General features: G+C 55.4%; 19 protein-coding genes. 11 read left to right on the top strand and 8 right to left on the bottom strand.

Annotation, left to right across the window (positions count from 1 at the left end):
• Window positions 1–24: 24 nt before the first annotated feature.
• Window positions 25–1,683 (top strand): long-chain-fatty-acid--CoA ligase, encoded by a 1,659-nt coding sequence (locus tag C7453_RS06100; RefSeq protein ID WP_114726603.1) that lies wholly within the window; start codon window positions 25–27, stop codon window positions 1,681–1,683.
• 3 nt (window positions 1,684–1,686) lie between these two features.
• On the opposite strand, the gene C7453_RS06095 is transcribed toward C7453_RS06100, so the two are convergent.
• Window positions 1,687–1,917: a hypothetical protein gene (locus C7453_RS06095; RefSeq protein ID WP_114726602.1), complete on the bottom strand. Its 231-nt coding sequence runs from the start codon at window positions 1,915–1,917 to the stop codon at window positions 1,687–1,689.
• A gap of 179 nt (window positions 1,918–2,096) precedes the next feature.
• On the opposite strand from C7453_RS06095, the gene C7453_RS06090 reads away from it, so the two are divergent.
• Entirely contained in the window at window positions 2,097–2,741 is a 645-nt protein-coding gene (locus C7453_RS06090) for an SCO family protein (protein ID WP_245948836.1), read from the top strand.
• Between the two features lie 24 nt (window positions 2,742–2,765).
• On the opposite strand, the gene C7453_RS06085 is transcribed toward C7453_RS06090, so the two are convergent.
• The 3 genes from C7453_RS06085 to C7453_RS06075 all read right to left on the bottom strand — a co-directional run bounded on the left by C7453_RS06085 (window position 2,766) and on the right by C7453_RS06075 (window position 7,124).
• Window positions 2,766–4,133, bottom strand: coding sequence for a PepSY-associated TM helix domain-containing protein (locus C7453_RS06085; RefSeq protein ID WP_114726600.1), 1,368 nt, complete (start codon window positions 4,131–4,133; stop codon window positions 2,766–2,768).
• Window positions 4,134–4,147: 14 nt separating this feature from the next.
• The gene (locus C7453_RS06080) at window positions 4,148–6,496 is read right to left on the bottom strand and encodes a TonB-dependent receptor family protein (RefSeq protein WP_114726599.1); all 2,349 of its coding nucleotides are present in this window, start codon (window positions 6,494–6,496) and stop codon (window positions 4,148–4,150) included.
• A gap of 229 nt (window positions 6,497–6,725) precedes the next feature.
• Window positions 6,726–7,124: a hypothetical protein gene (locus C7453_RS06075; RefSeq protein ID WP_114726598.1), complete on the bottom strand. Its 399-nt coding sequence runs from the start codon at window positions 7,122–7,124 to the stop codon at window positions 6,726–6,728.
• A gap of 159 nt (window positions 7,125–7,283) precedes the next feature.
• Here C7453_RS06075 and C7453_RS06070 point away from each other — a divergent pair, with 159 nt between their 5' ends.
• Window positions 7,284–7,547: a hypothetical protein gene (locus C7453_RS06070; RefSeq protein ID WP_114726597.1), complete on the top strand. Its 264-nt coding sequence runs from the start codon at window positions 7,284–7,286 to the stop codon at window positions 7,545–7,547.
• A 283-nt stretch (window positions 7,548–7,830) separates the two neighbouring features.
• On the opposite strand, the gene C7453_RS06065 is transcribed toward C7453_RS06070, so the two are convergent.
• A complete protein-coding gene (locus C7453_RS06065) occupies window positions 7,831–8,031 on the bottom strand; it encodes a hypothetical protein (RefSeq protein ID WP_114726596.1) in 201 nt (66 codons plus the stop codon).
• Between the two features lie 314 nt (window positions 8,032–8,345).
• Here C7453_RS06065 and C7453_RS19105 point away from each other — a divergent pair, with 314 nt between their 5' ends.
• From C7453_RS19105 to C7453_RS06040, 6 genes are all read left to right on the top strand, one after another.
• Window positions 8,346–8,603: a hypothetical protein gene (locus C7453_RS19105; RefSeq protein ID WP_211311026.1), complete on the top strand. Its 258-nt coding sequence runs from the start codon at window positions 8,346–8,348 to the stop codon at window positions 8,601–8,603.
• A 21-nt stretch (window positions 8,604–8,624) separates the two neighbouring features.
• Window positions 8,625–8,891, top strand: a complete 267-nt coding sequence (locus C7453_RS19100; protein ID WP_211311025.1) for a hypothetical protein — start codon at window positions 8,625–8,627, stop codon at window positions 8,889–8,891.
• 388 nt (window positions 8,892–9,279) lie between these two features.
• On the top strand, window positions 9,280–12,456 hold the full coding sequence (locus C7453_RS06055) for a glycosyltransferase (RefSeq protein ID WP_114726595.1): 3,177 nt from the start codon (window positions 9,280–9,282) through the stop codon (window positions 12,454–12,456).
• Between the two features lie 87 nt (window positions 12,457–12,543).
• Window positions 12,544–13,740, top strand: coding sequence for a hypothetical protein (locus C7453_RS06050; RefSeq protein ID WP_114726594.1), 1,197 nt, complete (start codon window positions 12,544–12,546; stop codon window positions 13,738–13,740).
• A gap of 149 nt (window positions 13,741–13,889) precedes the next feature.
• A complete protein-coding gene (locus C7453_RS06045) occupies window positions 13,890–14,618 on the top strand; it encodes a hypothetical protein (protein ID WP_170222024.1) in 729 nt (242 codons plus the stop codon).
• A gap of 392 nt (window positions 14,619–15,010) precedes the next feature.
• Window positions 15,011–17,266, top strand: coding sequence for a glycosyltransferase (locus C7453_RS06040; RefSeq protein ID WP_245948860.1), 2,256 nt, complete (start codon window positions 15,011–15,013; stop codon window positions 17,264–17,266).
• 142 nt (window positions 17,267–17,408) lie between these two features.
• Here C7453_RS06040 and C7453_RS06035 read toward each other — a convergent pair whose 3' ends face one another.
• Window positions 17,409–18,140, bottom strand: coding sequence for a class I SAM-dependent methyltransferase (locus C7453_RS06035; protein WP_114726591.1), 732 nt, complete (start codon window positions 18,138–18,140; stop codon window positions 17,409–17,411).
• A 273-nt stretch (window positions 18,141–18,413) separates the two neighbouring features.
• Here C7453_RS06035 and C7453_RS06030 point away from each other — a divergent pair, with 273 nt between their 5' ends.
• Entirely contained in the window at window positions 18,414–19,043 is a 630-nt protein-coding gene (locus C7453_RS06030; RefSeq protein WP_170143139.1) for a class I SAM-dependent methyltransferase, read from the top strand.
• Between the two features lie 15 nt (window positions 19,044–19,058).
• Window positions 19,059–19,880, top strand: coding sequence for a glycosyltransferase family 2 protein (locus tag C7453_RS18675; protein ID WP_141288880.1), 822 nt, complete (start codon window positions 19,059–19,061; stop codon window positions 19,878–19,880).
• Window positions 19,881–19,971: 91 nt separating this feature from the next.
• Here C7453_RS18675 and C7453_RS06025 read toward each other — a convergent pair whose 3' ends face one another.
• Window positions 19,972–20,694 carry a glycosyltransferase family 25 protein gene (locus C7453_RS06025; protein WP_114726589.1) on the bottom strand — a complete coding sequence of 241 codons (723 nt, stop codon included), beginning with the start codon at window positions 20,692–20,694 and terminating at the stop codon, window positions 19,972–19,974.
• An 83-nt stretch (window positions 20,695–20,777) separates the two neighbouring features.
• Window positions 20,778–21,929, bottom strand: a complete 1,152-nt coding sequence (glf, locus tag C7453_RS06020; protein ID WP_114726588.1) for a UDP-galactopyranose mutase — start codon at window positions 21,927–21,929, stop codon at window positions 20,778–20,780.
• Window positions 21,930–22,051 lie beyond the last annotated feature (122 nt).

Genomic DNA, 22,051 nt, shown 5'->3' with positions numbered 1-22,051 from the left:
CCCGCCCGATTGAAGGGTTTTCCCATGAATGTCATGAATGAGAGCACCATACTGCGTCATACCGCGTCAGGTGATTCGATTCAGGATCTGTTCGAACTTCTGCGCGTCTCGACATTCCGCCATCCCAATGCCCTCGCCATCGACTTCATGGGGCGCAAGCTCGCCTATCGCGAAGTCTTCCAGGCGGTGGAGCATGTTGCCGGCGGCCTGAAGGATATCGGCGTCTCCAGGGGCGATCGCGTCGCCCTCTCGCTGCCCAACACGCCTTACGCCGTCATCCTCTTCTTCGCGGTGCAACGCATCGGCGGCATCGTCGTCAATCTCAACCCGCTCTACGTCCAGCACGAGGTCCACCAGATCCTCAAGACCGCAGACGTGTCGGTTGTGGTGATCTCGGACCTCGCTGCCATCGCCGAACCCGCCTATCGGGCAGCCGAGAACACGTCGGTTCGGCGCATCGTCGTCTGCCCGTTCTCGCACGCCCTGCCGCCGGTCAAGGGGACCCTGTTCAAAGTCCTCAAAGCAAAGGACATCTACCATTTTCCGGCCGACAAACGCATCGTCGCCTACGACGCGCTCGCCCACAGCAAGACCGTGGTCAAGCATGTCACGATCGACCCGATGCACGATGTCGCCGTCCTGCAATTCACTGGTGGCACCACAGGCATTCCCAAAGCGGCAAAACTGACTCACGGCAATCTTCTGGCCAATATCGAACAGATCAAGGACATGGCGCGGGACGCCCTGAGCGAGCCCCCGACCACGCTGGGCATCCTCCCCCTGTTCCATGTCTTCGCGCTGATGGCCGTCATGCTGCTCACCATTGAACGCGGTGGCGAGATCGTGCTGCTGCCGCGCTTCGACACGCAATCCACCCTCGCGACCATGCGGCGGGTCCGGATCACGCTCATGCCCACCGTCCCGACCATCCAGACCGCCCTGCTCCGCGACCCCGACCTGTCGCCCGACCTGTTCACCCATATGCGTGCCATCATTTCCGGCGGCGCCCCCTTGCCGGTCGCCCTGCGCAAGCGTTTCGAGGAAACGGCCAGGTGCCCGGTCATCGAAGGCTACGGGCTGAGCGAGACCTCACCGGTCCTCACCCTCAATCCTCTCAATGACGTGCGTGACGGTTCCTGCGGCAAGGTGGTCCTGCATACCGACCTGCAGATCCGCAGCCTCGACGACATCAGTCGCCGCCTGCCGGCCATGGAAAAGGGGGAAGTCTGCGTCAAGGGGCCGCAGGTGATGTCCGGCTACTGGAAGAGCGAGGAGAATGCGTCCGCCTTCACGCCCGACGGCTATTTCCGCACCGGCGATGTCGGCTATCTCGACGAGGACGGCTATCTCTTCCTGGTCGACCGCCTCAAGGACATCATCATCTGCGGCGGCTACAACGTCTATCCGCATATCATCGAGGAAGCCCTGCACCGCCACCCCGCCGTGCTCGAAGCCCTGGTCATCGGCGTCCCCGATCCCTATCGCGGCCAGTCGCCCAAGGCTTTCGTCACCCGCCGTCCCGATTCCACAGTCACGGCGGCCGAACTGGCGGCCCATCTGGAACAATATATCTCCAAGATAGAGCGCCCGCGCGAAATCGTCTTCCGCGACTCCCTGCCCAAGACCCTGATCGGAAAACTGTCTCGAAAGGACCTGAAAATTCAGGAGGGCATTACCAGTTGATAGTCAATGGTGCAGAAAGCCCATGCCGACCTGCGTCGCAGTCCGCAGGGCTTCCGCCCATAATCCCTGCCCGCCGCCCATGCCGCCCGGACCGCGTCCTCCCGACCTGCCTCCGTCATTTTCCGCGTAGGAATCGCCATCGTCATCCAGCGGGCGGCCCCGATCGGCGCAGGCGGACAATATCGGCAGCGCAATCCCCATCACGAAGACCATTTTCAGGACGGATGCGCGCATGGGCGGGACTCTCTGATTTGCCAACGGAAACATGCTGAAACCTAGCAAAGCATGACTTTTCGTTAAGGCACTGAATTGTCACAAAGGGTCACCCCCGCGCCGGGATGCGCCGCAGGAGTCGCGATCCACTGCAAAAACAGGTAATGTGCAACGCTTCATCGCCCAGCACGACAAGAGGCATGCCGAAAAAGACCCCGCCCCGCTTCCGCTCCTCCCCGTCCACACGGGGCCGCCTCTGGACACGCCCGGCGCTGTTCACGGTGGCCGCGTTCGGCCTTCTTCTGGCCGCCGCCGGATTGCGCACGCTGGTACTGGTCCGCCCTCACCCCGCCATCGGTGGCCCATATGCGCTGACCGACCAGCAGGGTCATCCCATCACCCAGGCCGCTTTCCATGGCCGCTACACGCTGATCTATTTCGGCTACACGCATTGCATCGATATCTGCCCGCTGACGCTGGCAACCGTCACCACAGCGCTGGATCAGCTCGGCCCCCGCGCCGCCTCCGTCGTGCCGGTCTTCGTCACCGTCGATCCCGCGCGCGATACCCCGTCGATCGTCCACGACTATGTCGCCCGTTTCTCACCCCGCATCGTCGGGCTGACAGGCAGCCCCGCCCAGATCCAGCCGGTGCTCGCTTCCTTCCACGTCCTGGCCCGCCGCCACACGTCCGCCTCCAGCCATCCCGACAGCGCCTATCTGATAGATCACAGTTCCGTCCTCTATCTGATGGACGGCAACAACCATCTCGCGGCAATGCTCCCCGTCGATTCCAGTCCCCAAAGCATCGCCGACCGCTTGCGCACCCTCCTGCCCAACGCCTGAAATCCCGCCGGACCATTCGCCCCTTCAAATACGCCCCGATCCGTCAGGCGGAACACGACGTCCAGCCACCCAGGCCGCGATCGCCAGCAGCAGCAGCGACACGCCCAGTTCCGGCAGCAACACCCCCAGCAGAAGCATCACCAGACCAGCCCCCGCCCCCACCTGCCGATCCGGCAAAGCCGCCGGCACACCCCAACCGCCAGGTGGCCGGCGACGCAGCCATAAAATGGTCGCGGCAATACTCATGGTCGCCAGCCCGCTGGCCACCAGCAGGTTGAGCAACTGGTTGGGCCAGCCGAACAACTGCCCCTCATGCGCCGCCACGCCATAACCGACCGCACGATCGACCAGCCCCTTGCCGGCAAAATCCTGGCGTGCCAGCACGCTTCCATCCGCTCCAATCTGAACACTGGCCCGTAGCGGCCGATCCTGCGTATCCGACCGGACCTCCCATGGCGCTCCCGCCGATGCCGGCGGCGTCACAAGAACCGGTGCCGGCAGCCCCAGCCGTACACCCGTCCCGACTACGGCATCGAGTCCGGCAAGACCGTCCGGTTCCACCGCCTGTCCGCCCCCCATATCCATACCCGGCATGTCGGCCATGGACCCCATGCCGGCAGGAGCCGCAACCGGATGCCCTGCGATCGTATCACGAACGGGAACAGCACCGATTTCCCAATCCGGCACCGTCATCAGGCGCCCGACCCGCTGCTCGACCGATTGCAGCGCCTGCCCCCACACGAACGACCAAGGCAGGCCCGAAACCAGAAACAGCGCCAGCACCAGCGACAGCCACAATCCGGTCACCGCATGCAGATCCCGCCACCGCGCCCGTCCGGCAAGCCCAAGCCGTGGATAGACAATCCCCGCCAGCCCCCTGCGCCCACGGGGCCACCACAGATAAAGGCCGGTAACGATCAACACGATCGTCCAGGACGCCACCATCTCCATGATGACCGACCCGACATTGCCCAACAGCAACTGCCCATGCAGCTTCAATACCACCCGTTCGAACCGCGCCTCTTCCGGCACCTGCCCAAGAATCGCCAGCGACGACGGATCGACATAAACCCGGATCGCCTCGTCCCCCCGCAGGACGATCACCCGGGCCGCCCCGTGTGCCGGACGAGGCAGTTCATAGGCCATGAACCGGCTTCCCGGCACAGCTCCCAGCGCCGCGCGCACCTCCGACGACGCGGGAGCCACCATTCCCGGTGCCACGCGATGGTCATAGCGCCAGTCGATCAGATCATCGATCTGGGGCTTGAACAGATAAATCGTGCCTGTCAGCGCCAGAAAGGCAACGAAGGGCAGGCAGAACAACCCCGCCAGCATATGCCAGCGCCAGACCGTCCGATATTGGGGCCAGAAGACGAATCGTCCCTCACGCATCACCCTGCCCTCCTTCAAAAATGTACCCGCACGCCGCCAAACACGGCGCGCGGCGACCCGGCATAAATCGACCCGGTCCGCGTCGCGAGCATCGCCGCCCCTGCCTGCGTTCCATCGGCCAGCAACACGTCTGCAATGTTCGTCGCACCGGCCACGTAAGTCTTGTTGGCTAGATTCTGCACTTCGACATAACCATGCAGCCGATGCACCCAGCCAAGGCGTTTCGGTGGATCGTAATGCAGTTCCAGATTGACCAGGGCATAACCAGGCGCCCGCAATCGATTGGCATTATCCAGCCAATAATCGCTCCGCCAGGTCACCTCGACATACCCACCCAGTCCCTCCAGCGGACCGTCCGGCTGGTCGTAGAGAAAGCGGGCGTTCAGAAAATTCGGAATCACGCCAGGAATCCGCCTGCCGCCCCGATCGAAAGCGCGCGACAACCCGCTGCCGGACATCACCTCGGTGTAATCGGTATAGATCTGGTTATCGTAGGTATAGCTCAGCCTGATCCGTCCGCCCGGAAGGGCGTGGCGCAGCGGCGTCCATTCCGCTCCCAGTTCGACACCCCGATGTTGCGAGGCCGGAGCATTGAACGTGAAGGAACTGACTGTATTAACCCCGGCCGACTGGCTGACCAACTCATTGCGATAGAATTCGTAGAACCCTGTCGCCTGAAGATCGAGGCCGGCAAACGGATGCCAGTCCGCCCCCAGGTCAACCCCCACGCTGGTCTCGCTCCTCAGATGCGTATTGTTACCGTAATTTCCCTGCGGGGTCACGAACAGGTTCGATGTCGTCGGCGTGGCATAGGCCGTGCCGACGCGCGCATGCAGCGTCCAGTCGCGATCCGGCGCATAGATCAGCGCCGCTTCCGGCGCGAGATTGAAGAAGAAGCGATTGGCCGTAATCCCGGTCACACGCTGCCCGGCGGCACTGTAGCTATACAGGTTCTGGATCGCGCCGAGATCGGAGTAGGTACCTCCCAATCCGACCACCGCATGCCATTGCGGCGCGAACTGCCAATCCTCCTGGAACCGGGCGCCAAGATTCCACTGATGCCCGTACGATGTCCCGTTCAACCCGCCGCGCGTCGCCCCACCTGCCGGCGTGACGTTATAAACCTGCGATCCGAAATCCAGATAATCGAAACTGATACCGCCGAACGTCGTCAGACTGGTCGCCCCCAGCCGTGCATGGTTCGTCACATCGCTGCTGGCATTGTAGGAATTATAAGGCCCCACATAGCTGGCAACAGAAGTCGGCTGGTCGATATGGCGCTGATCATAAGTAAACTGGTTGCGCCAGGTCGTCCGGCTGTCGAAATCATGCTCCCAGCGCAGACCAACGATGGTCCGACGGTCAAACCGGCCCAGCCCAGCCTGCTGCGGGGTCCGGGCAACGGTCGCGCCATATCGGCCATTGACCAGCAGATTCACCGTCGCACACCCCGCCGCCGCATCCGCGGCAATGGCACAGCCCTGCTGATAGGGATTCAGCCGAAACTGCGCCAGAGACAGCCGCAGAGGTAGAAACGCATCCGTGACGTTATTGACGAATTTCAGGATCAACCGATCGCGTTCCGTGAGGTTGACGCGCAACCGCATATTTTCGGTCGAGGTCGCATAGCGACTGTTGGCAATGAAGCCGTTCCCCCGCACGTCGCTGCCAAAGACCGTCAGATCATACGACCGCCCGCCGAAACCCAGCGTGACGTATTGATTGAACATGCCGAAACTGCCGAAATCCGACCCCAGTTCCAGCCCATGGATATCGGCGCCGGTGCGGGTGCGGAAATTGATCGCCCCATTGATCGCGTAATTCCCGTACACGGTGGAAGCCGGGCCCTGAAAGACATCCACGCCCTCATAGGCATGCGGATCAATCAGATCCGACCGCGCCGTGCCGTCAGGCTGGGTAACCGGAAAGCCATCTTCCAACACCTGAAGGTTCTTCAACCCGTAAGACTGCCGATCCCCCGACCCCCGCACCGACACCACGACATCACGCGGCCCGTTCCCCGCAACGAAACTGACACCGGGAATGGTCACGACCATATCCGCAACACTCTGCCCCACCTGATTGGCAAAGCTGCCCCGCTCGGCACTGTAGGTCGTCTGCCCCGCGGGCCGAAGCGTCGCTGCCCCCCGCCCCGAACCGCGCACGGTCATCCGCTCTCCCGCCGGAGCAACAAAAGCAACGGGCGCAACCGGCACAGCACGCGCGAGATGCCCCCGATTATGTGGGACGACAGCCGGGCGCCTCTCCTCGACCGATTGAGCACAGGCGGCATGCACGCAGACCAGCGCCAACGCGCTGGCAACCAACCCCGGTCCACTTGCGTGGACAATTCTGATGGACATGGATTCAGACCTGAAAGACCGATACGAAAACCCACCGCACAGCGCACGATGGTCACGAGAACGCATCCAGAACCTGATTCGAAATACGGGCCGGCAAACGAAAGCGCCCCATCAAGCTCGCCCCCGACATGCCTTTCCGTACCTCGAAGCCAGCGGTCATATGACCGCAGGCACCAAAACCAGAAAATGCGCGTCGGATCGCTGCCAGCGTGCATGCCCGAGCAGGCTCTCAGGCCAGGGCGGGCGGTCCTTGGGGATAAAGGCTGAAACGATGCCGAAAGGGCGGCCCACGAACAGGCGGGAACACCCAACCCATCCCTATGGCAATAACAATGCACGCCACGAAAGCGACACTGCCCACAGTCAAGGCCGGCGTGTCGAGCGCCTCAGCCAACAGCACGAAGCCGTCCGCCTGCCCACTACCGCCGTGATGCGACCCATCAGGCCCCGGTGCCTCTGGATGACCACTGTCACAGAACACCGACAGACTGGCTAGTTGCGCCAGCGGATCGTCGAACACCGCCTGCGGGCTCGCCAGCCCACCGAGCGTCAGCCGCGCGACCAGCGCAAGCAGAACCAGCGGCCATGCGGGCCGCCACCCCGTCCTGCTCTCGCGCATCATACCCATCACCTGTCTCTTAGGGCCTTTCCCCCGACCTGCCTAGCATATCCAAACTGTCATAAACGCAGGAACCGGCCCACAACGCGCATCCGGGCGATTTTTTCCCTTCCTTTTTTAGCCGCATCGTCCATACGTCGGCCGTCCAGCAGGAAGAAGGGGGACATCATGGAAGACGAAAACGACGTGATCGTCGGCTATCTCGTGATACGCGAAATCGGCGACGACGAGGTGCAGTTCTGGGACCCTGAAGCGGGCTGGAACGACGACCCGGACGACGGCAAACTCTACGAGACCGAAGAAGAAGCCGAGCGCGACGCCGAAACCCTCCGCGCCGACAACAACGACACCATCACCGTCGAACCGGTCTACGGCGACGACGGCGAGGAAGAAGAAGAAGAAGAAGAAGAAGAAGAAGAAGAGGCGATCTGATCCTCCGCCTGCGGCGCCTCCGGTCGGCTGACATATCAGAGGCGCCGCAGGATAATTCGGACAATCCTGGCCATCCTCATGACCGCGATCACAGTTATGCAACATCTCCCCGACTGATTTCCGACCGGCGGCAGTTCGATGGCCCAATTTCAACAGTCGGGTGAGAATGTAAAACGAACGGTGGGATTTAATCTATTGGAATTTCTCGTTTGAAATTTCGGGGCTGATTTTATGTCGCAAAGACGTGCTAGCCGCGAGCGGAGAACTGGAGCGTCTGGCTTCGTCACTTGCGCGTCATAATGAACGTTGCCTGATCCTGTCCGATATTGATACCGGAAAAATCTCCGTCCGGCGGATCGGTGGTGCGTTGCTGTTCGGGTGACTTTGGGAGCGCATGGAGATCGCCAAGGTCCTCCGTGACCTCTTGGTCAGTCGAGATTTCGGCTTCGATGTCAAGCGCGCGGTCTTCGGGGCGACGTTGCATCGCCTATTCGTCTCCAGGTCCGACCGGGATTGGGCCATCTGGATGGCAGATTATCGCATTGAGGGTGCCCAAGGACTGACCTTGCATCATTTCTATGGTGCTATAACTTAACTCGGCGAGAAAGTGGCGAAGAAAGCCGAGGGCGCCTTAGCGCCCCGCTGTCTCAGGGCCTCGATCGAGGAGGCGCTGCTCGAACGCCGTCGGGATCTATTCACCGATTTCAGCCTGGCATTCATGAGTACCACCTCCCTGTCCTTCTACCGCGCTGGTGGTAAAGACCTTGAACGCAGGGAGGGCATTCGATCTTCACCGAGATGGTGCCCGGCAACACCGCCGAAAGCCGGGCGCTGATGGCCGTGGTCACACGGCGGCGCGAACGCTTCGGCATCACCCGTACCTGCGTGGTCGCCAATCGCGGCATGATTAGCACGGCCAACGTCCGCGCGCTGGAGGACAAGGGGCTGGAATATATCCTCGGCACGCGAAAGCGCACGACACGCGCCATTAGCGATGTGGTGCTGACAAGCGATGCCCCCATGACCCCGCTTATCCTGGAACGCCTGCAAGACTAGAGCCAGTTCTGGGTCCGCGAGGTGACGGTCGCGGGACTACGGCACATCATCAGCCGCAACGAGGCTGGGGCGCAAAAGGAGAAAGCCGACCGTCAGGCCATCATCGCCGGTCTACAGGCCCAGTTGGCCAAGGACGACAAGGCGTTGCTGGGTAATTCCGCTTTCCGGCGATGCCTGCGCCGGACCGGCAAGGGGAAGACGTTCGAAATCGACGTCGGCACTCTGGCCGAAGAAGCCCTCTTCGGCAGTGTCACCATCTTGTGCAGCAACGCAGGGTGTCGACGTTGACGGCGGTCCTGCGCTATCGTGACCAGCTCCAACAAGCCAACATCGAGAAAGACGGACGCAGCGTCACCTCCCGCATCACGTCTCCGGGCAGGTCGGCAGCATATGCAGAGCTACCGGTATCGCGCTACCCGCGAATTTCGTCGAACAGGCGCCCTGAACTCAACAACAGCTTCCGAAAAATGTAGTGCAGACCTCGACGCGCTGGCCCGTATCCAATTGATCTAAAATTATATTTCTCGACCCACTGTTCAACTGGGGTCAAGCGGCGATCTCCAGTTCACAGAGTCCATCAGAATAAAGGCGCGCCACCTTCGCGTCACTTCAAAGGTGACATCCCCTTTCAATACGGTTAAAACCTATATAGCAGGATATATTTTAGAGGAAAATTATGACGAGCGCGAGCGGCGTAAATACATTTGACGTATTCGATACATTAATCGCAAGACGCTGTGTCCATCCTGTCAAAATTTTCTCTCTTATGGAGAAAAAACTCAATATAAAAAACTTTGCCATCGCAAGGCAGGCAGCAGAGCAAACACTCACGAATCAGAAGCACAATATAGATAATATATATAAACGATTACAGAAAATTCTTTCAGTAAGCGACGAGTATATTGAATTCATAAAAAGGACCGAAATCGAGACTGAGCTGGAAAATATCATTCCGATCGCGGAAAACATATCAAAGGTCTCCAACGGAGATATATTGATATCAGACATGTATCTTCCGGAAAAATATATTCATTCTCTGCTCAGCCGTGCCGGCTTGAAGAAAGAAGTCGGCCTGATCGTCACAAATTACGGAAAACATCACGGCTATATTTGGAAAGACATTCTTTCGAATTTTTCGGTCAAAAAGCATATCGGTGACAACGCGCATGCCGATGTGTTCCGGGCAGCGGAAGCTGGCATTCCATCCGAAATCACGAACAGTCACCAGATCAGTCCCCCGGAAAAGATCTTTTTCGACATTGCCTTCACCGCCTTCGGTGAACTCTGCCGGGAAACGCGCCTCGCAACCTGGTCGACAGATGCCAATGAACGAAAAGCTCAGATCAACCAAATCAGCTTCAACTTTCCAATATTATTCTTTTCCAGTATCTCTCTGTACAGACTCGCAAAAAAACTGAACAAGAAGCGGATCGTCTTTTCAAGTCGGGACTGTCACCTCTGGATCGGGCTCTTCGAAGCCATGTATCCCGGCGAATTCACATGCTCTTACTATTACACAAGTCGCTACGCGAAAGTCTTCTGCGCGGATGACTACATAGCCTATACGAAAGAATTTTTGACAGATGACGCGATCCTGGTCGACATCTGCGGAAGCGGCTGGTCTCTGGAAAAACTCTGCGACAACATAGACGTCGCCAGAATAGATGCCTTCTTCATACATAAGCTCCCCAAGGACCGGGGGCACATGGGGATCAAGACTCACGGCAAATGCACGTTCCATGCGATATTGGACGAAGGCATCGAGGTGTACAAAAGCTATTTTCTTGAGATGGTGAATTTCACCGATCATGGAATGGTCAAGGATATCAGAATCGTCAACGGCACCCCTTGCCCGATCTTCTTTGACGAAACGCGCTCGGAAGACGAAATGCGCTACGTCACCACTCAGAAGCAGGCATTCGATGCCTGTGTCTCCAGAATGAAGCACTACGACCTTCAGCCCATTCTGGAAGCAGATATGACGATATGCGAAAAGCTTGTCAGTATATTTTATGCCCTTCTTTCAAAGAACACATTCATGCTCGATCTGTACGGGCAGAATTTCTTCCGGGAAACCGAGGAAGTCGAAAAAATCATCGCCGACTCGGCTATCAGCCGATATCTGAATTACAAGCCTGACGTCATCGGCAAGGTGGATGCCCAGATCGAGCAAGGCCTATACAGTATTCGTACCACCTCCGCCGGATATGTCTACGTACCCAAGGCCCCTCCCCGTGAAAGTGCCGAGGTCATCGCACGCTTGGCCGGCATCCGCTTTTCAGTCATCGTGCCGATATACAATACGCCTCCCCACCTGGTCGGCCGGATGCTCGCATCGGTCCAGCGGCAGTGGTTTCCACATTGGCAAGTCATTCTGGTCGATAACGGCAGCACAAGCGAAGAAACCCGGCGTTTCCTGAACGAGATCGAGGACCAGCGGGTCACGATCGTGCGGACCTCCGGTATAGGCATATCGGAGGCCACGAATACGGGCCTGACGCAAGCGACAGGCGAGTATGTCCTCTTCCTCGGTCATGGTGACGAACTGGCCGATAACTGCCTCTATGCACTCGCCCAAGCCATCGCCAGTACAAACGCCGACTACCTTTACAGTGACGAAGATAGGGTGGATGCGGCAGGAAACCACCTCCACCCGTCCTTCAAGCCCGACTGGTCCCCCGATACCTGCATGAGCCTAATGTACACAGGCAATACCTGCTGCGTAAATCGGCAGCTTCTCGACTCGATCGGCAACCTTCGCACGGAATATGACGGCTCCCATATCTGGGACCTCGTACTGCGCATAACCGAGCATACATCCCGTATCACTCATGTCCCGGACGTATTGTACCACAGCCGGCAAGACATGCCAGTCGCCAGCACACAATCTCCGCATGCGTCAGAAATCATCGCCTGCGGCATCAACGTCCGCACCGCAGCCCTGCGCCGGCGCGGACAGATCGGCACTCTCGAACCCGTCGAACATGCTCCCGGCTTCCATCGCGTGTCATACGCCGTTCAGGGCGACCCACTGGTTTCTATCATTATCCCAAGCCGCAATAATGGCCAGATTCTTCTCAGATGCGTCGACTCATTTTATCTGCGAAGCCAATGGAAACAGGTGGAATTCATAATTCTCGATAATGGATCAGACCAACCTGATACCTTATCTATACTAAATGAACTCAATAACCGCGATGCCGTACAGGTCATCCGGCACGATGCTCCCTTCAATTATTCCGAATTGAATAATATTGGCGTCCGGTCATCGCGGGGCGACATCCTGCTGCATCTGAATGACGATACCGAGTTGCTGACGCCCGATGCCCTGACACGTATGATCGGTTATGCGCAGTTACCCCACGTCGGAGCGGTCGGGGCCAAACTGCTCTACCCTGGCGAACAATTCATCCAGCACACCGGTGTCGTCAATCTTTCCCAGGCTCCGGAGCATGCCTTCATTCGTCAGCCGAAATATGTTCCAGGCTATGGCATGCGCGGTCTCCTGGAATATGACTGGTCTGCTGTAACCGGCGCCTGCCTGATGATGGAACGGCGCAAATTCGATCTGGTCGGCGGCTTCGACGAAACGTTTCCCGTCGCCTACAACGACATCGAACTCTGTTTTCGCGCGCTTTCAAGACAGTTCTACAACGTGATGTGTCCATCCGCCCTGTTCCTCCATTACGAATCGATGTCACGCGGCAGTGATTTCGTAACGGCCGAACGCAGGGCGAGAGTCACGCAGGACTGGCAGCGACTCTACACACGCCACCCATCCCTGCTCATGCATGACGCCTTCCACAATCCGAATCTGAACCCCCACAACGCGAATTTTACGCTTGCACTATGAAAATATCATATCGCCGGCCCATCCCCACTCTTCGCGTAACTCCCACTGTCCGCATTCCGGGCCCGCTGACCAATGGAACGCTTTAAGATGCACGATCAGGACCCACACATATCGGCGGACCTGCCTTCCCTACCGCTCCTTGATGTGACGGTACCCCCATTCAACGCTGTCTCCGACACCACGATCGGGGCAGGCAGTCTGGCCGAACTGGCTTTCCGAAATGCAGGGCCCGCAGCAGTCGGCTTTCTCGACTGGATTATCGAACAATCCCGACAGGACGGAATCGACCATATCCTGTTCGTCGGTGACGCAGGGCATATATTACAGACGCTGATGCAGGGCAGACGCCTGAACAGCCCCGGCGCGGCACTACCGCCTAGCAGTCACCTTCCAGCTTCGCATGTCCTGTTCATGCTCTCCAACATGGACTCAACCAACGTTCTCGGCATCGACGAATCACGATTTTTTATTCATCTGCCGGCCTTTCTGGACAGATCAAACGGACTCTCGACAGCCGAACTGCTCGAACGCAGCGGGATCCCCATACCATCCGATGCTGTGATGAAAGATCTGGGGCTCGACCGGGAGCAACGCCTTCCTCTGTCCGATGCCACCAGACTGACGGATTTTCTCCTCGCATGGCGGTGGGAAATCCTGAAGGTATGCCGCCGTAACCGGCGCGGCCTCTTCCGCTACATGCATCGTCTTGGCCTCGGCGGCGGGCAACGACTCGCCCTGGTCGGTATCGACTGGCATGGCGCGACACAGAACGCCTTCGAACAGGCCCTGCGCGATTTCATGCCACTGAATGTCATGGGATACCACTTTGCCCTTGCCGACAGTCAGGAAAGCCGAGAGCGACGCAATACGCTTCGCATGAAGGCATTCCTCGATGCCGACACGATCGGCAGCGGCCTGATGCAGGCCATTGCAGCCAACCACGTCGCCATCGAGTTCCTGTTTTGCACGGAACAGAAACCTGTCATCGGCTTTTCCGAAGACAGCAAGGACTATATCATTGATCCCGGCCGGGCAGACACCCGCCTCCTGTCCGCCCAGCGAGCCGAAATCGGCCTCGGCATCCGCCAGTTCGCATCCCAGACCCGGCATCAATGCGGGCAGTCCTCCGTCGCGATGGCCATGCCGCTCCTGCACTTCGTGGCAGACGGTCGATGGGCAAATCACCCCCATCTGGCGCAGGTCAAGAATTTCGATGCCTGGATCACCTCTTCCAACTGCGACAGACGACTGGCGGATTACGCGGTGAAACCCCAGCCCTATTGAGGATGGACACCGTATCCTCCATCAGGTCGTCGCATCCGGGTCAACGATAACGACCCAACAATACGATACCCGCACATCCTACCATTACAGGGACAAATTCAGTGCCAGATCTTGTCATAGCACGGTATAATGAAGACGTTTCGTGGCTCGTGAACGTACCAGACGATTTTAATATCTTTTTGTACAACAAAGGCGATGAGCTTGATATCTCAAATATAAGATCGAAACTAAAAGGATATTTCCGTATCCAGAATATCGGCCGTGAATCGGATACCTATCTTCTTCATATAATACATAATATGGGGAAAACGGATTCATTTACCGTGTTCTCGCAGGGGGACCCCTTCGAACATTCTCCGGATTTTCTTCGCCTGCTGACACATAGGTTCGCGGATGATGCGTGGGGATACTCATCACAGTGGAAACAGGGCTTTCCCCCTGCCCATCTTATAGAGACTCACATTGCAAGAACCGGGCAGCCGACGCGCAATGAAATTTTCTCCCTCTACAACTGGGGGCCGATCTATTCATTCGACGAAGGCGCCTTCCTGATATCACGCCTCTATTTCTCCTTCTATGGGGTCGAAAACGGAACGAACATCGCCGCAGACTTCTTCGGACGCATTGGCTACGAGGCAGCCCGGCACAAGGCTGCGCAAGCAACGTTAGGAGAATTCCCCTATGCCGCCATTTTCGGTGTCAGAAATAGCGTAGTCAGTCATATTTCCAACGATATATTCCTCCGGGCCCTTCACGAAGTGCGCACGAATCAGATGGCAGGCCATATCATGGAACGTCTTTGGCTCCATTTTTTTGGGAGACCCTTCATATCCATCGGCACTGATGCCTCCCCCCGCCGGCTCCCGCAGACTTTCTGAAAACCTGTTTGGCAATGCGCGCTGGCCGCAGTCCGACGCGTTTTTCCTGTGCTTCGCGACGGACGGCCATCAAGGCCGCTCCGCTCCGATGCTCGGAAACACAGCCCGGGCGCGGCCCCTTTGGGCCGCTCTCGCTCACCAGCCCACAATTGCCAAACCGGCTCTGGCCCATCCAGCCCCAGAGCCCTTCCGAAAACACCCTCTCACGACGGGCCGCCCCTTTCCTTCCGGTAACAGGGCCTCACGCAGAGTATGTCAGCCGATCATGATAACGTGCGCTGCCTCGGCAGTGGACCGGCCCAGCCCGCCATCACGGCCTCTCACGCACCATCGCAATATCCTTCTATTCTGAAAGAGAATAAAAAGTGGAAATGGAGCATTCCTACTTGAACATGCGGTCGTCAGTCAGAAGAGTCTCCGTTTTCTCGGCATCCGTCTCCGATGGACAATTGCTGTCACAGACCCTTCCCTATCTCGAAGGTCTCCGGGCAGTCAGCGACAGCATTATCGTCGTCTGCAACGGCACTCTCGCACCCGATCAGTATGACGCGCTCGCCCCTTATGCCCTTCACGTCATCGCCGAGCCGCACGATGAATACCATTACGGATGCTATAAACGTGGCACCCTGTGGGCATTCGACAACGGCCTTCTTGATACGGCGGAGAGTCTGATCCTCTGCAACGACACCTTCCTGGGGCCGGTCGGATCGTTCTTGCCGATGTTCGAAATCATGGACGCACGGCAACTGGATTTCTGGGGAGCGACCGATAGCAGAGAGCACTCCTACCATGTACAAACTTATTTTCTGAATATAAGCAGGAATGTCTTTATTTCGGAAGTTTTTAATAAATTCATTTCAAAGATCACCAGTCACACAGAAATATCGCAAGTCATTCACCAATATGAACTTGGCCTGACAAGAACATTATGCGACGCCGGATTTCTCTCCGGTGTCTTCATCGAAAACCGGCTGGCTGCCGCCCATCCGTCAGATCCCGCCTACTCCAATATCATTTTTTCTCCCCTTTACCTTCTCCAGCAGGGCCTTCCGCTGGTCAATATCACTGCACTGACCGTTCCCCACCTCAATATGGACGGTCAGAACCGCCTTCTCGCCTGGCTCAGACGACACGCACCAGCAGTTTACGAACTCGCCAGTTTCGACGTTGAAATCAAACAGTTCGAAGACGCTACGGACATTGCCTTTTCCCTCATCATGGCCACCTATAATCGTGCATCCTCTATTACGGCTGCCATCAGGGCGGCACTGGCTCAAAACCATGAAAATTTCGAACTCATCATCGTGGATGACGGGTCAACCGATAATACACAATTTACAATCGAGCAGACTTTTCAAACAGAAATCGCCACAGGCCGCATAAAATACATTCGATCTCCTGAAAATATCGGGGTATCGAATGCTCGCAATCTTGGTATCGCCTTGGCGTGCAACCCATGGATCGGTTATGTGGACAGCGACAACATATTGCGTCCTTATTTTCTGTCCATGATCGCCAATACGATCACACAGAACAGGACGGCCGACGCATTCTACGGAAAGATATTCGTCGGCGAACGCGGTATCGCGATAGGCAGTCCCTTTAACAGGAATGCTCTTCTACATCAGAATTTTATCGATATCGGCGTTTTCGTCCATCGACGCTCCCTCGTCTCAAAATGGGGAGGCTTCGACCCCGATCTGCGTCGATTGGTAGATTGGGACCTGATCATACGATACACGCAGGAAAAGGAACCCATATTTGTTCCCAGAGTCTTCCTCGACTACCACGACGATCCGAACGACGTAAGCAGAATAACGGTCAAGGAATCGCTGACACGGGCAAAGGTACGCGTACATTCCAAATATGGCCCGCGTGAAACTGTGTCCACTCTCATTCTCAGCAGAAACAATCGCGACCACATAGCGCAGGCGATCGAAAGCGCACTCGGACAACGGGGTAATTTTGAACACGAGATCATTCTGTCAGACGACGGCTCTATCGACGGCACCGCACAGATCGTAGCGTATTACGCCGAGAAATATCCCTTGATCATCCGGAATGTCGGCCGCACGCAATCTGTCGGCTTCTCCGAGAATTACCGATATGCAATTCAGAATGCCGCAGCCAATTTCATATCAGTTCTCAAGGGCGGCGACACTTGGGCAGACCCGGAAAAAAATGCAAAACAGCTTGAATGCCTGATAAGAACTCCCACCGCCTCCATGATTTTCTCGCGCATCGAACCGTCAGAGAGTGTACCGGCTGCTCTCCGCCTTCCTGAACAACCGCATGGATTCAATTCACGACCTGACGGCAACTTCGTCCTCTCTCCGCCTTCCCTCAATCTAGGAATGAACTTCTCCTCGTTCATGTCTCGCCGCACCATTCTGAACGATTTACCATCGGTCGTTTATGATCCGCAGATCAATGAAGTCAGCTTGCCCTTCTACCTAGACCGGCTTGGACCGATTGGTTTTCTGAATCAGGTCACGGCAGTTTGCCGAACAAACCTCTCTTACGATCTGGACGAAGCACTCCAACGAACCCCACGCGAACGGAAGCGCGACATATTCAAAGCCGCCATGCGCTTGGCAAAACCGGAATATCGGCAAAAAATACAGGATACGATCACAGTGATGGCGTAGAAAAACTTATAGCGCAGCATCCGCCGGAAGCACGCATGAATTGCACGCCGGTCGGATGCACCCGAATGGAAAGAAAAGCAGAAGAGGAGAGTCCTCCCTGGTCATCCTCCTCTTCAGAAACAGGATACGACGAAAAGCCCCGTTAACGACTAGATCCATCGAACGGCTTCTGGAATTCGAAACACAGATGACCGCAATACGTCGTCTTCAGTCGATTGATCTCCGCCACTGAGCGTCGGCGTCCGGAAGCAATGTTACCGATCAGGACATTGATTGGAGAATCCACGGCGAACATGGACGCAAAGATTGCTCTCATTTCCTGCGCCAGCCCGAACAGTGCGAAATGCCTGACCGCCAGTGTCACGCCGTCGATTCCAGGCCGGAATTCACTCAATGACAGACCGGCCTCGTCAGCCAGCACTGCAAACCCATAATAGGTAAAATTCCACAAACTATATGAATGAAATGGTTCCATCTGCGATACGGAACCCACAAAGACGCCACCCGGCTTCAGCACACGGGCAACCTCGTGCAATAGCGGCTCGGGATGCCTCACATGCTCGAAAACCTGCCGCGAATAAACCACGTCAAAACTATTATCCTGAAAAGGCAGATTGACGCCATCGAACGTGTGGAAACGGCAGTCGCTACGGCTGCGGGACGCGACTTCCGGGCTGTTTTCGATATCGACACCAATCCAGTTCAGGTCCGGAAATGCCTGACGCGCCACGTCATATGATCGACCGTCCCCCGCACCAAGATCCAGGAAATCGATATGAGACGCAGTTGAGTGTCGATGGATATAGTATTCAGCATCTACTTGCCGATTATGGTCATTCGGGAAGCGCTGATCGACCTGCTCGATGTTTATCATTCAGCCATGTCCAGACAATATGTTCGCCCTCGTCGCACGTCTCCACGTCGCTTGCAACTGTGTCTCCACTTCCCAATCATCCGACATACACAGGCATATCACTGGTATATACGATTGAAATAGCCCCAGATCCCACTTGGTTCTCGACCACTTCCCATAGGTGGAATATATTGGCAGCCAGAGCTTCTAGCCCTATCGCGAGCAAAAAGCCGTTTGGCTGCGCCTGGCTCTCCGGGGCAGCACGAATGAAGAGACAGACAAGGGATACCCGGCGTGAATTCGTTTTCATCGAAAGCCTATTGGGAACAGCGATACAGTGAAAATGGAAATTCCGGCGCCGGATCATATGGTCGCTTGGCGAGCTATAAGGCTGATATCCTGAACGCTTTCATCGCTTTCAATCGTATCTCATCCATCCTGGAATTGGGATGCGGCGACGGGAATCAATTAAGCCTCATGACACCCGTCGCCTCCTACATTGGCGTGGACGTCTCTGAAACCACCATAAATAATTGCAGAAAAAAGTTTCCATCGGGGAACTATACGTTCCTGAAATCCGGCACAATCGACAAAAATACATACGCGGACCTCGTCCTGTCTTTGGATGTAATTTTTCATCTCGTGGAAGACGATATTTTTAAAAAATACATGAACGATCTTTTCCATCACTCAAAAAAATACGTCATTATTTACTCAAGTAATGTCGATGCCGAATGGCCCGCCACTCATGTCCGTCACAGAAATATAACAAAATTTGCACGCGAACATATTATTGGATGGACGTTGAAGGCATACTTACCAAATAAATATCCTTTTGATAAATCGGATCAGAATAACACATCATTTTCTGACTTTATGATTTTTTCTCGAGAAGACGAACCGGTCTTTCTCTCGGCGGTATAAAAGTAAGAACGATCAATGAACGATATTGATAATCATCACATCTATATTTCCCTGACCTGCATTTCGTCGCGGTTACCCGATATAGAGAGAGTCATTCATAGTCTGTTGAATCAGACCCTCCCTGCCCAAAAAATCATTCTCAATATCTCTCATGAACCTTTCCTCGAGGACAAAGGGATTTCAGAGAGTGACCTTCCCCCGTTCGTTCATCAAATGATCGATCGCGGTCGCGTTGAGCTTTGCTACTGCGCAAATTCCGGCCCATATCGGAAAATACTACCAACATTGGAACGTTACGCCGATTCAAATGTCTGGATCGCAACCGCTGACGACGACGTAATCTATCCAGACAATTGGTTGGAGGGACTGGTTAAGGTTGCTAAAAAATATAAATGCATATCAGCCTATAGATGCCGGCTGATCCTTATCGAAAATGGGCACATTCTTCCTTACAATATATGGCCTCTTATCAATAGTATCTTCAAGGAGCAATTCATTGAAAGAAATCAGCTCGACCAGCCGTCCTTAATGTTTTTTCCAACAGGAAGAGACGGTATTCTTTATCATTCCAGTCATCTTCGTGATCTGAAAACCTTATATAACCTACGTGCTCTCGCACCGTTCCAGGACGATATCTCCTTAAAATTCTATACTCTTATGAAAAACATTCCAGTTGCGATTGTACCCTCCCCCGAAAAATGGGAATCCGAGGTCTTCCCGGGAACAGGGCATTCAGGACCGACTCTCTGGAATCTCAATCAGAATGGCGAAAACGATAAAGCAATAAGCCGTGTATTGGAATATTGCAAACGCCGGCCGCAAATGGACGATGCCTGATCGGTCAACGGGCCCGCCATCCAAATCATGGGCCCGTCACAGATCCGGCTACCGCCTCCAGATATCGATAGAACTCACCCGGTCATCGTCCCTATTTATTCAGGCTATTTTCAGACTGGTTATCCGTCAGACATAGGGGAGGAAAGCACATATACGCTTTCATCTCCCGGTAGTGCATATTCATCAAATGGTCTATCGAAGTTGCCGTAATGACTCGATTTCCAAGAGACGAATAGGTGATGTCGGTCGTGTGCATGGGCAGGCACCTCTTGATCATAGCTTCGGCACCCTTGGGCGAAATTGCGTAGCCACAAATTCCGAACGTTTGGTCCAGCCTGAAGGGAAGAGAGGAAACGTTCATCGCCCGAAAGGTAGAGATCCCTTTTCGAACGGAGTCCTGATCAAAAATCGCTACACAGTTCGTAATCCCGGGCAGAAGCTCGAACTGCAACGTCGTATCGGAATTGTTTCCCCACAGGATGATATCCCAATCCTCCGGAAGGCTCGCAAGGACACGATTGCTTTCCTGCTCGAAATTACGGCAAAGGAAAGCATCATCCTCAAAGATATGTCCTGCGATGCCAGATTTGGCAATGCTGCCCCATAAGGCGACATGCGTAAGGCCAGACCCGATGGCGCCCCGGGTAAACCAGCAATTATCTGCGACAAATCTTTTTGCCTTCATTTCATCAATGTCCAATAACGAACCATCGATACCAGGCGCTTTGATAAAGCCTTCGATATGGGAATTGGCGTTCAGAAATCGTTCGGTGCGCTCGGGGGTCCGATCGAGACTGATAAAAAACTTCTTCATGTTCACTCGCATTGTAAAATTTTCGACTATTGGATGATGTTCGATTCAACCATCAGCTCCAGATGATCGCTCCTCGATAATTCTCAATGAGGGGGCACAAAAAACGCCGGCAGCATAAATTCTGGAGAATGGAGAGCATGATCAATCACGTCACATGCATGCAATGCCTCCTTGATCGTCACATCCATATCCAAGTACCTATAAGTACCTAAACGACCGAGAAAAGAGATTTTCTTCTCCTCTCGTGCCATACCTATATAATCATTGATCAAGGCCTCGTCATTTACGAGCCTGACAGGGTAATATGGAATATCTCCTTTCTGCGCCAAACGACTATATTCTCGAAAACACACAGTTTTCGAGAATTGCTCCTTTTCCCATGGTGCAAAATATTTATGCTCTGTAATGCGCGTATAAGGTACAGATTCATCACAGTAATTAATTACAGCACTCCCTTGATAATCCCCCTCCTCAACAAAACGTTCAAAATCGAGCGTTCTGTATGCCAGGCGTCCAATTCTGAAATTGAAGTATCGATCGATGGGACCAGTATAAAATACGTGGTCAAAATCATCAGAACAATCCTCAAACGAACAGTTCATTCTTATTTCCATACCATTTACGTCCAATATATTTTTTATGACAGCGGTATATCCATCCTCTGGCATGCCCTGATATGGATGGTTGAAGTAATTATCATTATAATCAAAACGCAACGGCAAGCGCTTCAGGATTGAAGCCGGCAGATCCGCAGGATCGATCCCCCATTGCTTGCGTGTATAGCCGTAGAAAAAAGCCCTGTACAGTTCAGGGCCGATCATTCCAAGGGCCTGTTCTTCGAAGGAGGCAGGCTGAATGATGGACTTGTCAGCCTTCGCATCGATAAATGCACGCGCCGCCTTTGGTCCCATGCAGCGGCCGAAAAACTGGTTGATCGTCAGAAGATTGACGGGAAGGGAATAGACGTGCCCGCCCGATACGGCCTTCACCCGGTTCGTGTAGGGGCGAAAGACGCCAAAGCGCTGCACATACTGCCAAACCCGTGTATCCGCAGTGTGAAAGATGTGCGGTCCATAGGAATGGACCATCACGCCCGTTTCAGCATCCCGCTCAGTATGGCAGTTGCCACCCACATGCGGCCGCTCATCCACCACCAGCACGGTATGACCGGCTTCTGCAAGATGCCTAGCAATGACGGCACCGCTGAATCCGGCACCCACCACACAAAACTTCATACTTTCTCCGTCTTCTGCTTGGCATATCCCTGCTGAAGTCTCGTCATGCAGTGCGTTTCACGGACAGGCAATCAAGACGGGCATGTCGCAGGTCTTTCAACGGTCGCTATCCGCTGTTTTCC

It is taken from the genome of Gluconacetobacter liquefaciens, assembly GCF_003350405.1.
In the GTDB taxonomy this organism is placed as follows: domain Bacteria; phylum Pseudomonadota; class Alphaproteobacteria; order Acetobacterales; family Acetobacteraceae; genus Gluconacetobacter; species Gluconacetobacter liquefaciens.
Note: the sequence above shows the minus strand (reverse complement) of the source record. Positions and strands in the feature narration are given on the sequence as shown.